The sequence below is a fragment of the Cutibacterium nasicola genome (assembly GCF_052654715.2).
Window position 1 is genome coordinate 1,434,777 of record NZ_CP199745.2, and the last position, 14,503, is coordinate 1,449,279.

12 protein-coding genes and 2 tRNA genes are annotated in these 14,503 nt (G+C 59.5%); 7 read left to right on the forward strand and 7 right to left on the reverse strand.

Going from position 1 to position 14,503, the window contains the following annotated elements; genetic code table 11:
• Positions 1–676: 676 nt before the first annotated feature.
• The gene (locus ACUCCZ_RS06655) at positions 677–1,690 is read left to right on the forward strand and encodes a LacI family DNA-binding transcriptional regulator (RefSeq protein ID WP_435916794.1); all 1,014 of its coding nucleotides are present in this window, start codon (positions 677–679) and stop codon (positions 1,688–1,690) included.
• Positions 1,691–1,746: 56 nt separating this feature from the next.
• Here the strand turns inward: ACUCCZ_RS06655 and ACUCCZ_RS06660 are convergent, their stop codons facing one another.
• The 5 genes from ACUCCZ_RS06660 to ACUCCZ_RS06680 all read right to left on the reverse strand — a co-directional run bounded on the left by ACUCCZ_RS06660 (position 1,747) and on the right by ACUCCZ_RS06680 (position 6,814).
• Entirely contained in the window at positions 1,747–1,989 is a 243-nt protein-coding gene (locus tag ACUCCZ_RS06660; protein WP_435916795.1) for a hypothetical protein, read from the reverse strand.
• A 454-nt stretch (positions 1,990–2,443) separates the two neighbouring features.
• Positions 2,444–3,670: a glycoside hydrolase family 32 protein gene (locus ACUCCZ_RS06665; protein WP_435917044.1), complete on the reverse strand. Its 1,227-nt coding sequence runs from the start codon at positions 3,668–3,670 to the stop codon at positions 2,444–2,446.
• An 8-nt stretch (positions 3,671–3,678) separates the two neighbouring features.
• A complete protein-coding gene (locus ACUCCZ_RS06670; protein WP_435916796.1) occupies positions 3,679–4,524 on the reverse strand; it encodes a carbohydrate ABC transporter permease in 846 nt (281 codons plus the stop codon).
• 5 nt (positions 4,525–4,529) lie between these two features.
• Positions 4,530–5,435: a carbohydrate ABC transporter permease gene (locus tag ACUCCZ_RS06675; RefSeq protein WP_435916797.1), complete on the reverse strand. Its 906-nt coding sequence runs from the start codon at positions 5,433–5,435 to the stop codon at positions 4,530–4,532.
• Positions 5,432–6,814 (reverse strand): ABC transporter substrate-binding protein, encoded by a 1,383-nt coding sequence (locus tag ACUCCZ_RS06680; RefSeq protein ID WP_435916798.1) that lies wholly within the window; start codon positions 6,812–6,814, stop codon positions 5,432–5,434. Before ACUCCZ_RS06680 ends, ACUCCZ_RS06675 begins: the two co-directional genes overlap by 4 nt.
• Before the next feature lie 215 nt (positions 6,815–7,029).
• On the opposite strand from ACUCCZ_RS06680, the gene ACUCCZ_RS06685 reads away from it, so the two are divergent.
• The 6 genes from ACUCCZ_RS06685 to ACUCCZ_RS06710 all read left to right on the forward strand — a co-directional run bounded on the left by ACUCCZ_RS06685 (position 7,030) and on the right by ACUCCZ_RS06710 (position 13,917).
• Positions 7,030–7,881 (forward strand): sensor histidine kinase, encoded by an 852-nt coding sequence (locus tag ACUCCZ_RS06685; RefSeq protein WP_435916799.1) that lies wholly within the window; start codon positions 7,030–7,032, stop codon positions 7,879–7,881.
• Positions 7,878–8,597: a response regulator transcription factor gene (locus ACUCCZ_RS06690; protein ID WP_435916800.1), complete on the forward strand. Its 720-nt coding sequence runs from the start codon at positions 7,878–7,880 to the stop codon at positions 8,595–8,597. The genes ACUCCZ_RS06685 and ACUCCZ_RS06690 overlap by 4 nt, the downstream gene beginning before the upstream one ends.
• Before the next feature lie 149 nt (positions 8,598–8,746).
• Positions 8,747–10,126, forward strand: a complete 1,380-nt coding sequence (locus ACUCCZ_RS06695; RefSeq protein WP_435916801.1) for an MFS transporter — start codon at positions 8,747–8,749, stop codon at positions 10,124–10,126.
• A gap of 79 nt (positions 10,127–10,205) precedes the next feature.
• Complete coding sequence (locus ACUCCZ_RS06700) at positions 10,206–11,234, forward strand: extracellular solute-binding protein (RefSeq protein ID WP_435916802.1); 1,029 nt, start codon at positions 10,206–10,208, stop codon at positions 11,232–11,234.
• Positions 11,231–12,841: an ABC transporter permease family protein gene (locus tag ACUCCZ_RS06705; protein ID WP_435916803.1), complete on the forward strand. Its 1,611-nt coding sequence runs from the start codon at positions 11,231–11,233 to the stop codon at positions 12,839–12,841. The genes ACUCCZ_RS06700 and ACUCCZ_RS06705 overlap by 4 nt, the downstream gene beginning before the upstream one ends.
• Positions 12,838–13,917, forward strand: a complete 1,080-nt coding sequence (locus ACUCCZ_RS06710) for an ABC transporter ATP-binding protein (protein WP_435916804.1) — start codon at positions 12,838–12,840, stop codon at positions 13,915–13,917. The genes ACUCCZ_RS06705 and ACUCCZ_RS06710 overlap by 4 nt, the downstream gene beginning before the upstream one ends.
• 277 nt (positions 13,918–14,194) lie before the next feature.
• Here ACUCCZ_RS06710 and ACUCCZ_RS06715 read toward each other — a convergent pair.
• A tRNA-Ala gene (locus ACUCCZ_RS06715) sits at positions 14,195–14,270 on the reverse strand.
• A gap of 69 nt (positions 14,271–14,339) precedes the next feature.
• Positions 14,340–14,415: transfer RNA gene (locus tag ACUCCZ_RS06720), tRNA-Ala, on the reverse strand.
• Positions 14,416–14,503 lie beyond the last annotated feature (88 nt).

The window sequence follows — 14,503 nt, forward strand, 5'->3', positions numbered from 1 at the left end:
GAGCCACGCTACTCACTGATACGAATCGATTACTGCGTGACCATCGACTCCATACCCATGCAGGATGACATCCACGCGAAAACTGCACCATGCGACTAAACTCGGGCCAAGACAAAAAGATGCCATCACCACCATTCGAATGCGTCGGCTCAGTGCTCCCTGAAGGACACCGGCCCCCAGCAGGGCTGTTGCCGGGTCCACTGGCCACGAACGCATCTGGCAAATTCAGGTACAGCCCACGGTGACGACATGGGGAAGACCGCATCAAGCGCACTCAAGACCCGAGACGAAGCCCACTCGCCCAAGCCCTTCCGAATGCCCGCAATTAACTCGTGATCGTCCGCAAAGTTGGGTGTGCAGATGCGAACTGTTCCTTGGCAGTCGCCGACACCGCAAGCTCCAAACGTCGCCAACTCTTCCTTGACGCTCACGAGGCGTTACCGAGGTGAGATCCGACAAAAGGGCTATGTCTGCACTGACGCAACCGTCTGGGCTCACCGGCACTGATACGATCACTTGGTAGCGATGTCAGATGCTCTTTCGCGAGGGACTGGTAGCCACTTCACCAAGTGACGATTCAGCCACTACACCTGGCTGAGACACGGACTCGGGAGGAAGCCCCACCACGTCGATCCCACTGCACTTTCAACACAGCTCGAGACCTTGGAGTCCGTAGATGAACAAGAGGGTCACTTCTTACGATGTCGCGAAACTGGCGGGAGTTTCACGGAGCGCTGTTTCCGTCGTACTGAATGGCCGCGCCGACGGGATCGTGTCCGTCAAGAATCAAGAAGCTGTCAGAAGGGCAGCACAACAACTCGGATATCGGCCCAATCGCCTGGCCCGGAGCCTGAGGAATTCCACGACTCACACTGTTGGAGTCGTCACTGACTCAATCCTCTCGGGGGCATTCGGCGGCGCGATGATCAGCGGGGCAACGATGCGGGCCGCGCAAGAGGACTATCTCCTCCTGGTCATAGGCACCGAAAATGATCGGAACCAGGAGAAGCATGCCATCTCTGCTCTCCAGGATCGCCAGGTCGATGCGCTCATCTTTGCGGCGGAAGGTTTGAGCCCGTGGTCTCCCCCAGACTCATTCCGATCCGAGTGCAACATCCTGCTGAACGCCATCGATCCCACGCACGGAACGGCGTGCGTCATTACCGATGAGGTCCGAGGCGGCTATCGTGCTGCAAAGATCCTTATTGAGGCTGGCCATCACAACATCGCATACTTGGCTGGGACGCCTGACCTCATCGCTACCCATCGACGTTTGGAAGGCTTCAACACCGCCATGGCGGAGGCTGGCATCCGTCCACGAGTCCTCACCTGTGGATGGGAAATAGACCGAGGCCTTGAGACAGGTGCAGCGGTTCTCGCTTCGAGTGGCAGGCCGACTGGAATCATGTGCGCCAACGACCGTGTCGCCGCTGGCGTCTTCATCGCCGCAGCCCGGTTGGGGCTGCAGATCCCTGAAGATGTATCCATCGTCGGATACGACGATGACCCAAACGTTGCTCCCCAACTGGGATTGAGCACGGTCGGCATTCCTCACTGGGACATGGGAGCAAAGGCCATCGATCTACTGCTCGAGCAACTCGGAGGTTCTCAGGTCGATCACGACGAGGTCCTCGTCCAAGGACCTGTGATCAAGCGATCCTCGGTCTGTTCGCCTGTCGACCATCGGTGAGTCTGCAAGGTTGCAAGAATGGTGTGTCTCGTCAGATCGAGATCCACAATGCGGCATCACATCCGTGAGGGCAGATCAACCTGGTTCGTTCCAGCATGGTGGATTGGCGCCGGCTCGCTCCCGGGAACACGGATTTCGACGCCAGCGGCTGTCATGGCCACCACACAGTGTTCCCCATCGTCAGGATGCCGATTTGTGGCCCTGTTCTCATCCGGCAACCCAGCAAGCATCTCGACGGGATCGACTCCCTCTCCTAGCCACGTCATGTCTTCATCCGAAGCCTTGACCACGTCAGCCATCAACACAATATGGTCCAGATCATGGCGGGCACTATGCGAACTGTCCAGCAAGCTCAGGCGAACGTTCGGCCAGAGGTGATCGTGGCGGAGTACCGTGCTCTGCCCACCGTTTCGCCACAGCCTCGCGGCCTGGAGCAATACCGCAAGCCAATGAACCAGTAGAACGGCCAGGGAGTCACCGGAAATCCCGATACGAGGAAGCGCCCTATCCACGCGGCTAGGTCGACACCGCGTCCAAGACGCGCCAACCAACCGCGACATTCATTGGCGACCCTCCAGGATGTTCGCTGATCTGACCAGCATCGTTGACAACATCAATTTATGATTCACCGGTAACAAGGGCCCTCGACATGACCTTCTCCTTACATCGGTTCGTCACGGTGGTCATGGAGGTACACCCGGTATCTCACGATTCCAGTACTGAGGACACAGCACAGACGCTGACAGTGACCACTTACACACGGGACAGGGCCTGAGCATCATCACTGGTGACGCTCCACTCGGATCCCTCTTCTGGATAGATTCGAGTGGTGCAGCTACGTCCGCCATGGAATAGCTCGACCAATGAACCATCAACGAGCAAGGAACCGCCGGCAGGCACCCGCATAGTGCGGACATCACCGCAGACCGACGAGCAACTCACTACCGCCGACTCCTTTGCATTGACGACAAACGATGGGCATGCTGCCGCGTTCCAGGATGTATCGAGCTCACGACAATGCTCTCTCACGTACTCCTTGATCGGTGTCTGACACAGCCTTCCGCTCACAAGCGTGAGCTCACGAGGTGTCGTCAACGTACCGGCCCATCCTTGGGCGTCAACGGCATTGTCGTCCAGCAATTCCCATGACCAACCCCAGAGTAAAGTGCGACCGTGTGCTTGGTGTGCCTGCGGAGCATAAAAGGCAGGACCCGTGTCCAGAATGCCGCCGTCCGCCGGGAGGAACCGTGGCCCATCATCTGTCTGCGCCAGGTCCCCCACCATCCAGCGCACACCAGAGAGGTTTCCCTTGCCCCCCTCCCACACCCACAACGAAACAAGCAATACCCACTCACCGCCGATGTGGAGCAGATTCGGGCACTCCCAAATATTCGCTGGAGCCACACGAGACGCAACCGAGTCACGAGCATCAAGGAACGTCCCGAGCATCTTCCAGTGTTCGAGATCATCGGCTTCGTAAACCAGTACTTTCCCGTACCCGTCCGGCCCAGGTCTCCCCGAGCCCTGAATGACATATCGATGGCCACCAAGGATGAAGGGGAAAGGGTCACGTGTTTCTTCCACATCGTCACCCGTTGCGGGGGCGCTATATCGGTTCCTGGGAACCCAGACCTCCATGTCTGGGGACCCAGTTGCCGTCACGGCGACTGCTTCATTAGCATGCTCAGGAACAGCGGTGTACAGAAGCGTTGGCATCTCCCCGTCCATAACGAATGAACCGCTCCAACATCCTCCGGCGTCAAGACATCCTGCCCGAGGGACTAGCGCAAGATCATGCTCGTGCCAGGACACTAAGTCCCGGGTACTCCAATGACCCCAGCAAACCCGGTCATGTCTAGCGGAGTATGGGTTGTACTGAAAAAAAACATGCCATTCCCCATCGACATATGAAACACCATTCGGATCATTCATCCAGCCCTTATTCGGCCTCACGTGATTCCTCGGGAACGCTAAGCTCATATTTCCACTCACTTCACAGCTCCTGCAGTTAGACCTTCACGCAAGGGTCGCTGACCGACAACGAACACGATTAGAGCTGGAATCATCGACAGCACGACGCCGGCCAGCACTGTGGACATCGACCCTGTTCCAAGTCGCCCCTGAAGACTCACCAAGCCGAGTGGCAAGGTGAAGTTCTCGTTACTGATCGTCATAATGAGGGGTCGGAAAAACTCATTCCATATGCCGTTAAAAGCAAGGATACCCACGATGGCCATTCCAGGCATCGCCAGTGGCAGATAGATCCTGCTGAACGTCTTCCACGGTGAGGCCCCATCAACCCGGGCAGCTTCATCCAATGAGTCAGGAATGCCAAGAAAGTACTGCCTCATGAGAAAGGTACCAAACGCAGTCGGAAGAGCCGGAAGGATCAGAGCCAGAAGAGTATCAGATAGATGCATTCCTCTCATAACCATGAACACTGGAACTATCGTCACCTGCATCGGAATCATCATGGTCGCAAGGATGAGCGCAAAGAGGACATTATTTCCCTTGAAGCGCAACTTGGCAAACGCATAACCCGCCAACGCCGAGGTAACCATCTGACCAATAGCAGCCAATGCCGTCACCAACGTTGAGTTCCAAAACAGCCTGACAATATCAACCTTGCTGGCAACATCCCGGAATGAGGCAATGCTTAGCTCCCTTCGACCCAATTCATCAGTCGGAGTGAACGCAGTGAATACGGTCCACACCACCGGTCCCAGCGTCAAAAATAATGCGACCATCAGGATAAACATTTTCCCGACCAATCCAGGTGTCAATTGTCTTGATTTCCGAACTCTCGCGGTACTCTCAATGTTTTCAGACATCATCGACCTCACATGTAAAAGACAAAGCGCTTGGAAAGTTTGAATTGCAACCAGGTTGCTAGCATGATGATGGCCATCAATACCAGACCAACGGCGGACGCCAAGCCAAAATGGAGCTCTTGGAACGCTGTCTGATAAATCACCATGACGGCAGTCCTTGTCGAGTCGGCAGGGCCACCCTTCGTAAGAACGTACGGCTGATCGAAGATCTGCAGCGCAGAAATGATCGCCATAACGCTGGCGACTAGCACCGTAGGGCTCAAGAGCGGAAGAGTGATCCGCCAGAACCGGCTCCACTCCGAGACCCCATCAATGGACGCTGCTTCGTATACATCAGCAGGGATGGATGAGAGGCCCCCGATGAAGAGAAGAAACGTGAACCCAAAGTTCTGCCAGACATAGATGAGGATGGTAACAACGATCGCGCCAGTTCCCGTGGAGAGCCAATGAACTGGACTCATGCCAAGAATAAATAGCATCCGATTGACAACGTCAAAGTCCTCATTGAACAGATACGACATAATAAGCGAGACTGACGACGCCGAAAGAATTAGCGGAAAAAAGAAAGCTGAGCGAAAGAAGGATCGCACCCACGTTGGCATCCTCGTCTGAACCAGAACTGACAACACCAGCGCCACCGCAAGTTGAAGGAGGACTGCCGCAACAACAAATCCAAATGTATTGGCAAACGACACTCGTATCGTAGGATTTTCTGCCAGCTCCACGAAGTTTCGAATGCCGACGAATTCTGGGGGCGAAATGATATCCCACTCAAAGAAAGCCAGGACGATAGATCCAACCATCGGCACCAGCATGAATATCCCTAGACCTATCAGGGTAGGTGCAAGAAATAACATCGCCAAGCGACGTTCTTTTTTCAACGTCTGGTTTTTCTTGTGCGAATTAAACATCATTTCTTTTCCCCCAAGGCGAGCTCAAGATCACGCTGCATCGCATGGAGAGCCGTAATCATCCGTGAGTAAGAACCGCCGACGGCACCGACAACATTCTTGGTCAGTGCAGTTTCAACAGCAGCCCCTCGAGGTGGAGCAGGTATGGGTTCAGAGTTGGGGAATCTATCAAGGGTTTCGTAGAAAATATTCCAGTGGTTCGGACCTAATTTTTCATACAATTCCTTGTTATGAGATCGTCGAGCACTGCTTGAATCGGGATGCGTCTGTGCAATCCTCATACCGTCAGGTGACGTGCAGAACTTCAACCATTCCCACGCTTCATCCTTACGCTTAGATCCGCGCATAATTGCATATCCAGCAGAACCGAATGAATGTTTCTGGGTCCTTTTCTTCGGGAAGTATGCTACATCATAGTCATTTCGCCTCATGCCTGCCTGGTCAAGACCGTAAACCCAGAAGCCTCCAGCAGGCGTCATGCCAATGAGCCCATCACCGAACCTGTTGACGAGTTCGTTCCCGCCACCTTGAACAGGACTGGAGGCAAGCCCCTCTGACACAAGTTCGCGCATGAAATCGAAGCTCTCAATCACCCGGGGATCGAGTGCATTTGCGTCACCCCAGCGATAACCACCACCGCGACGCTCTTTCTCAGGATAAAACTCATCCCACAGCCACTCGCCTCCGGAAAACTGCCTGGGCGTCAAGAAATTCGTGTCATTGGTACACAGCCATGGCACAATTCCTCCCCACAGGCGGTTTGTCCAGAAAAAAGGACGGAATTCCCCTTTAATTTTCTTCCTCAATTTCTTGAGGCAGTCATGAAAATCATCCCATGTCCAGTCCACATCCGGATACCCCAAGCCAGCCTTGGCCATCGCGTCATGTGACATGTACATATTTGCAGCATTGAAGCTCAGCGGAAGCTCAAACAAACTACCTTGATACATGAATGCCTCGATCAAGGCGGGGTGAACATCGTTGAAGAAGCTCTTCATCTCCTCCTTGTCACGACGCACGTAATCGTCCAGCGGTTCAGCAAGCCGATCCGCAAAGAGCTGCGTCCCTTCGGTAGCGACCATGACGACATCTGGAGCAGTTCCTGCAGCGACGAGTGTCAGGATCTTGGCGAAGAAGTCGCTCCAGTCAGTTCCTTGAACAGGAGTGATTCGTACCCGGATATCCGGGTGTGCCGCATGGAATGCCTGAACAAGTCCCTCATTTGCGGCCGCATCCTGGGCAGTTCCATTGATCGCAACAGTGAGAGCGTCGTCACCTCGCCCCGGGATATCGAGCCCCGTCAGACGCCGCCAAGAAAGTCCACCGCCCACCGCAGCTGCCAGCGCCGTGCCAAGTACCACCCTACGCGTGACATCTGGCATGAGTACCTCCTCTTTGAGTACCTAACTCGTGTTAGGTTAGGTTGCAAAGAACACTCTGTCAAGAAGGTTGGCCACATACCTGACTCGAGTTAGGTATGTGGTGGGGGGGTGCCATTCGTTCGCACGATTTCGACCGTCAGGCGTTTTACCCAAGAGGACATACACAGGACGCCGCCTACTAGGCTTTTCCCATTCCCAACTCGAGGAGTTTTCCAGTGCCCCACTTGCTTGTCCTCGCCTGGGATGGTTGGCTTCCCCTTTGCCTCGCAGCACTTCTCATTGCCGGCTTGGCCTTCTGGGCAGCCGTCAACAGTCCAGGCCACCGCATTGATCGCGCCCCGACGTCATCCCAAGTCGTCTCCCACGAGATCCGCACCCCGCTGTCCCTCATCCAAGGAGCCGCCGAAATCCTGCTGTCAGAGCGGCCCGGACCACTCAACGACGAGCAGCGTCACTTCCTCCAGACCATCACCGGCAACACCCAGCGCGTTCTCACCATGACCGAGGCGATCCTGCTCCAGACCAAACTGGGCGACCCGAACTACCCCCTCAGCATCGAGCCCTTCGATCTCCGCGCCCTGGTGCGCACCACCTGCCAGGAACTCCGCGAGATCGACGATGCCTCGATCCTCCTCACCGACGACGGCGCACCTCTCATCGTCGAGGCCGACCACCACCTTGTCCGTCACGTGCTGTGGAACCTCATCACCAACGCCCGGCGCCACGGCGGCACCGAAGCCATTCGGGTGCGGACCTTTCCCACCGCCAGCGGTGTCGTCATGGAAATCGTGGACGAGGGGCGCGGCATGGCCCCTACCGATCGCGCCGACATGTTTACCCCGCTCGTCACCCACGCCACTGACCTCTCCACCCACGACTCCTTTACGAGTAGTTCCCCCAGAGACGACGCTGCTGCCCCACCCACCACCGCCGAGGGATACGGTCTTGGCCTGGGCATCGTTGACGACATCGTCCGCCTCCACCACGGCCGGATCGTCGTCAACACCATCAACGACCACGGCACAGCCATCGCTGTTGAGTTCCCGCGCACACCATCAGTCGCATGAAACGAGGAGAACCGGTGAGAGCACTCGTCGTCGACGACGAACCACAAATGGTGGCCATCGTCTCCTACGCACTGGAAACCGTCGGATTTGACACCCTCGAGTCACACAATGCGATGTCCGCCTGGAACATCCTGCGCCACCAGCAGATCGACCTCGTCGTCCTCGACGTCATGCTGCCCGACGTATCCGGCATCACCCTGTGCAGGCGCATCCGAAGCCGCTGTCCCTCCACCGCCATCCTGCTGCTCACCGCCCTTGGCGACGTGGAGAATCGGGTCAATGGCCTGGAAGCAGGAGCTGACGACTATCTCACCAAGCCCTTCTCACCCAAGGAACTCAGCCTGCGTGCCCAGGCCCTCATCCGCCGTCTCGGCGGAGCACCCAGTGCTCCGGTTGACGTCATCCGCGGATCCCTGCGCTTCGAGACCGGGACCGGACGAGTCTTCCGACGCGGCACGCTCCTCGACCTCTCCGAAACCGAAGCCACCCTGCTCAAAGTCCTCACCGACTCCCCCGGACGTGTCAGGACCGTTCGAGAACTCCTCAACGAGGTTTGGGGAACCACCGCCAGCGAAGGCGGACGCAACATGGTCAAGACCTCGGTCTATCGGTTGCGTCGCAAACTTGCCGCGGCCGGCGCCGACCCGGACTCCATCATCGCGGTGAGAGGCCGCGGTTACACCTGTTCTCCATCCCTCATTGACGATGAGAATTGATCTTCTTCTGCCCCCGCACGACCCCTTGGTCACAAAGCTGTGACCAAGTGTGACCGTTGAGTCGGGGCGTTGTTACTGACCGACTGGCAGGCTGATTCCGCCTTGCCCGCTTGGGCATTTCCAACCTCACGCACGAAGGGGTGCCAGTCATGGCCCAGTTCTCCTTGCCCTCCTGGCTCAGCGCGCCGCCGTCGGCTCCGCGCCTGTCTGAAGACGAGATCGCGAAGCGCTACCCGCGCCTGCGATTTCAGGTGTTCATGGGTATCTTTCTCGGATACGCGGGCTTCTACCTTGTTCGCAACAACATCTCGCCGGTAGCCACTCTCCTCATCAAGGACACCGGCATCGACACCGTCGGCATCGGCATCGTCGCCAACGCAGTGCTGTTCGCCTACGGCCTGTCGAAGTTCTTCTCCGCGATGCTGTCCGACCGGGCCAACGCGCGCTTCTTCCTTCCGCTGGGACTGGCGCTGTCGGCCATCGTGAACCTCCTTGTGGCATTCGTGCCGTGGGTCACCGCATCGGTAGGCATCTTCGCCATCTTCATGTTCATCAACGGATGGTTCCAGGGCATGGGCTGGCCGCCTTGCGGTCGCGTCCTGGTGCACTGGTTCTCCACCAACGAACGCGGTTGGAAGACCTCGCTGTGGAACACCGCCCATAATGTCGGTGGTGCCGCACTGCCCGCCCTCGTAGGTCTGGGCCTGGCCTGGACCGCTCAGGACTGGCGCTCGGCTTTCTGGGTCCCGGCCGTCGTGGCCCTCATTGTCGCCGCCCTTGGCTTCATCCTGGTACGCGACACCCCGGAGTCAGTCGGTCTGCCTCCGATTGAGCAGTACCGCAACGACCGCGCCAAGGTGGAGGTCAAGGACGACTCCGGCATCTCCGGTCGCGAGCTGCTGTTCAAGTACGTCCTCAAGAACCGCACCATCGTCCTGCTGGCCGTGGCCAACGTGTTCGTCTACGCCCTGCGTTACGGCGTGCTGAACTGGATCACCGTCTTCCTCCACGAGAAGCACCACGTCAAGATCGACGGTGGTCTGGTTGGATTCGCTGCCTTCGAGCTCGCCGGCATCCTTGGCACCATCCTGTGTGGCTACCTGTCTGACAGGCTGTTCAAGGGCTACCGCTCCGGCGCCGGCATCTTGTTCACCGCGCTCACCGCCGTCGCCATTGCCGCCTACTGGCTCGTCCCGGTCGGCACCCCACTGCCCGTCCTGGTCATCCTCATCGCCTGCATCGGCGGCCTCATCTACGGCCCCGTCATGCTCATCGGCCTGCAGGCCATAGACCTGGCTCCCCACAACATCGCTGGTACCGCCGCTGGCTTCACCGGCCTCTTCGGTTACCTGCTGGGCGCCACCCTGGCCTCCACCGGTGTTGGTCTCATCGTCAAATTCGCCGGATGGAACGCCACGTTCATCGTGTTCGTCATCTTCGCCGTCCTGACCATGATTCTCTTCGCGATCATCGGTCGCGACGAGAAGGAGATCATCGCCAACCACCACGCCAAGATCATTGGCGACTGACGTACTCGCCGGTAACACGAATGCGGGGCGTGGCCATGCGGCTGCGCCCTGCACTTCCATGCTCCGTAGACTGCTCCCCATGAATCCGAGCGCCCACCGTCGGGTGGTCACCATTGTCGCCATCCTGCTGTCGCTCATCGGCGCAACCACACTGACGTCCTGTTCCGCCGACGAAGAACTCTCCATCGTCTGCTCCAACGAGGAACACATCTGCCAAGGGTGGGTCGACCAATTTACGGCGACCAGTGGCATACCTGCGCACTTCTTGCGCCTTCCCACGTCCGAGGCCCTGGCAAGGATTTCCGGATCGACATCGGCGCCAGAGTTCGACGTCTGGGTCGGTGGCCCCTCGGAGAACTACGTGGCAGCCATGGAAGCAGGCCTTCTCGATCCCTACTTCCCCACCGGTTTCTCTCAGATCCCACGCGCATTCCGCGACAACAGTGGTCACTGGTTCGGGGTGTACGGATCCATCCTGGCGGTGTGTTCGAACCCTGACGTACTGGAGCAGCTCGGAGTGGCTGCCCCGCAGTCCTGGCACGACCTGGAGTCCCCCGCCCTGAGCGGCTGGGTATCGGCGTCCTCACCGCTGACGTCAGGTACGGCCTACACCGCACTGTGGACCCAGGTCGGGGTGTTTGGGGCCGACGCTAGCACGCGTTTGCGGACCATTTACTCCCACACCTCCCGGCTCACCCACTCCGGCACCTCACCTGCCGACGTCACGGCTCGTGGCGAGGCTGCCGTGGCAATTTCCTTTGCTCCCTACTGCCGTCAGAAAGTTGCCTCAGGGCGGCCCATGACGATCGCCTATCCCAGCGAGGGAACCTCCTTCGAGGTCGGCGGTGCCGCCCGCATCCGACGGGCTCGCCACCCCGACCAGGCGAGGATCTTCCTCGACTGGCTGTCCGAGCCGGCCGGTCAGGAGGTCGCGGCCCACGATGAGAATATTCACCAGCGTCCGATCACCCGGGCCTTGCCAGGTAACCTCGAGGAGGTTCTCGACAGCACTCGAATCAAGGTGCTGCGTCCCGACGCCAATCTGGCCGCCCATGCCCGCCACGCCTGGCTGACCTGGTTCGACCACGAGATTCAGGGGCAGCCATGACGAGGGTGGCGAGGTGGCAGCGAGTCGGTCTGACGACTGCCATCGTGATACTCGCACTCGCTTTCGTGGCGATGTGGCTCTACCCCCTCGCCGTGCTGTTCGGGCAGGCGGGACGGGCCCACGACAGGTCGCCGGGTGCCTTGAGAGACCTCGCATGGTCAGCATTGGCAGCCGCGACGAGTTCAGCGTGCGCGACCCTCATGGGAGGATTTGCGGCCCTGGGGGCGCGGACGATTCCTCGGCGTCATGCCGCCATCCTGGACACTGCCGTCTTCGTCCCGATCCTCTTCCCGCCCTTCGTCATCGGCACGGCCGTCAGGTCAGGAATCGGACGGGCCGGTCTCTGGCAGGTCACAACCGCAGGGAACTTCTCCGGCTTTTGGCCGATGGTCCTGACCTGGACGATCGCCTATCTGCCACTGTCCTATGGCGCGTCACGGGTGGCTCTGCACCGTGTTGGGTCGTCCTCCGTCGACACCGCACGGGTGAGCGGCCTAAACGGATCCCGGCTCGTCGGACTCATCATCGTGCCACTGCGCGCCGTCTCCCCCGTGGTGTTTCTGCTCGTTTTCGTCCTCGTGTTAGCCGACCCGGTCGTCCCCCACCTCGTCGGAGGAAAGACCCCCAACACCGCCGAACGTCTATGGCTGCAGGTGACAGCTTTCGGCGCCGACGCCCAGGCTGCCCAAACTGCGCTGATGCTCATGATCCCTGCTCTGGTGTGCGGTGTCCTGGCCGGGGCCACAGCGGGACGATCCCGGCAGTCCCTGAGTGGGCGGAGCAAGGATGGATCCTTGGGACGACGACCCTCGGCGTCGGTGCCGGTCGGGGTGACAGTGTGGCCGCGAGCGGCCCCCGGGATCGTGGTGGGCGGCGTGGGACTCACGGTGCTGGCCGTCCTGGTGGGACGAGCTGGTGACGCGCTGTTCCATCGTCACGACGAGATCACCATCCCGTCGAACGTCCTCGTCAACACCATCGGTCTGGGCTTGCTCGCCGCAGTCGTGGCGTTGTTGCTGGTATCCCTGTCGACGTGGGTGACGTCGGTACTACGCAGCGCGCGCGTCGTCATCTTCGCCTGTTACGTCGCGTTGCTGGCGGTGCCGGGAGCGACCCTCGGCGTGGCGTATTCGCAGGCATACGGGCCGCACGCGTGGTCCCCCGTATTCTTTCTGGCGGGAGGGTCGGCCCCGGCATCCGGGACGATCCTCATCGTCGGTTCCTACGTCTCAACAGCCGCGCCGCTGGTGTACTTCGCCATGCAGGTCTACCCGATGAGGACAGCCCGGCAAGTGTGGGAATCGGCGTTGATGTTCGCCGATTCCCGCTCCCAGGCTTTTGCGACTGTCATCTTTCCTCAAGTTCGCCATGACGCAGCCCTGACGCTGACCGTCGTCGTGGCGTCGTCATCGGTCATGGTGGCGCCGCTGATGTGGGTGACAAGTCCTGACAGCCCGGTGATTGTGCCGAGGCTTTTCGTGCTGCTCGACCATGCGCAGTACTCGGTGGCCTTCGTCATCTCAACGGCCTGTGCTCTCGTGTTGATGATTCTGCTCGTAGTCACCCGGTGGACGTTGGATGCTCGCCGTCGTGGAGGTCGTGAATGAGTCACGCTCTTGAGATATCCCACCTGTCGGTGGACCGTCGCGGTGCGCCCGTGCTCGGGGACTTGTCGCTGACGGTGGGTTCCGGTGAGTTGGTGGCCGTGCTGGGGCCGTCCGGCGCTGGCAAGACGACCTTGTTGCGAGCCATTTGTGGGTTGCAGCGCTGCAAGGGGAAGGTACTCATCGACGGACGCGACGTGTCTGGGCTGCCTCCGCATCGGCGCAACTGCGCCATCATGCTCGACGACGACGGCCTGTTCTCCCACCTGACAGTGCGCGACAACATCGCTTACGCCGTCAACGCGTCGCGCGGTGACGTGACGGTCTCCGATCAGGTCGAGGCAGCTCTGCTGACGGTCAACATTGGGCATTTGGCTGGACGGCTGCCCCACCAGATGTCGATGGGTGAGCGTCAACGGGTGGCGTTGGCGCGAATTCTGGTGCGTCGGCCTCGGGTGTTGCTGTTCGACGAGCCGCTGGCTCACGTTGACGCCACGGCACGGGCGAGTCTGCGTCAGGAGTTGGTGAGGGTCCATCGGCGGATGGGCTGCGCAACGATCTACGTGACTCATGACGTCGGGAAGGCCCTGTCGATCGCAGACAGGATCGTGTATCTGGCTGACGGTCAGGTCGTCCAGGACGACTGCCCCGAGGACATCTACGAGACCCCGGCAAGACTGGACATTGCTCGTCACATGGGCGCGACGACCATGATTTCCTGCCGCGCAAGGATCACTGGTCAACCACCGATGGCCGAGGTCAGGATCTTCGACGACGTCGTCCGAGTGGCCGCCCACCCCCATTTCGACGACCTCACCGGTACTGAGCAACAGGTGGTGTTGGTGGGATACCCCGGCAGCATCCGCATTTGTCGGGCTGACGAGCAGATACGCGTCCACGGGTGCCATGGCCAGGTCGTCCGCCACATCTTCGACGGTGAGTTCTACCTGGTTGGGGTGGAAACCGAGTACGGCATGGTCACCGCCCGGATCGGGGTTGACGCCGAGCCCATGATGGTCGGAGACGCGGTGACGGTGAGCCCGGTGGCGTCGAGGTTGTGGGCCCTGCCACTGGGTTGAGTCACTCAAGCAAGCGGTGGAAAAATGTCTCCTCGGTGATGCCCTGGGTCGGTAACCGTGTCTCGTGCAGCCAAGTATCCCTCGGTTCAAATCTCGGACTTGACGATCGCCCCGGACCCAAGGATGGCGGGCCAGGCCGATCGAGACGTCCACCGAGGAACGCAAGCGGAAAGCTCTTGTCCCGGCGAAGATGCCACCGAGGGACCTGATCCCACCTTCGAGGAGTACTCACCGCCCGCTCACTGCGACGAATCTGCCGACCAGTTGCCCGACATGATGGTGGAGCATAGGGGATTCGAACCCCTGACCTCTTCCATGCCATGGAAGCGCGCTACCAACTGCGCCAATGCCCCGCGGACGACCTTGTCAGGTCTTCGCAACGATCCTCCGCCGCAGCATTCACCGCATCGGAACATCGTGCCTGGTGGAGCATAGGGGATTCGAACCCCTGACCTCTTCCATGCCATGGAAGCGCGCTACCAACTGCGCCAATGCCCCGAAAACAACCCCGCAGAGGAGCCATCTTCTTCGTTCACCCGAGTCACCGGGCGACCCGCCAGACACTACCGGACCTTGCCCGATTCCG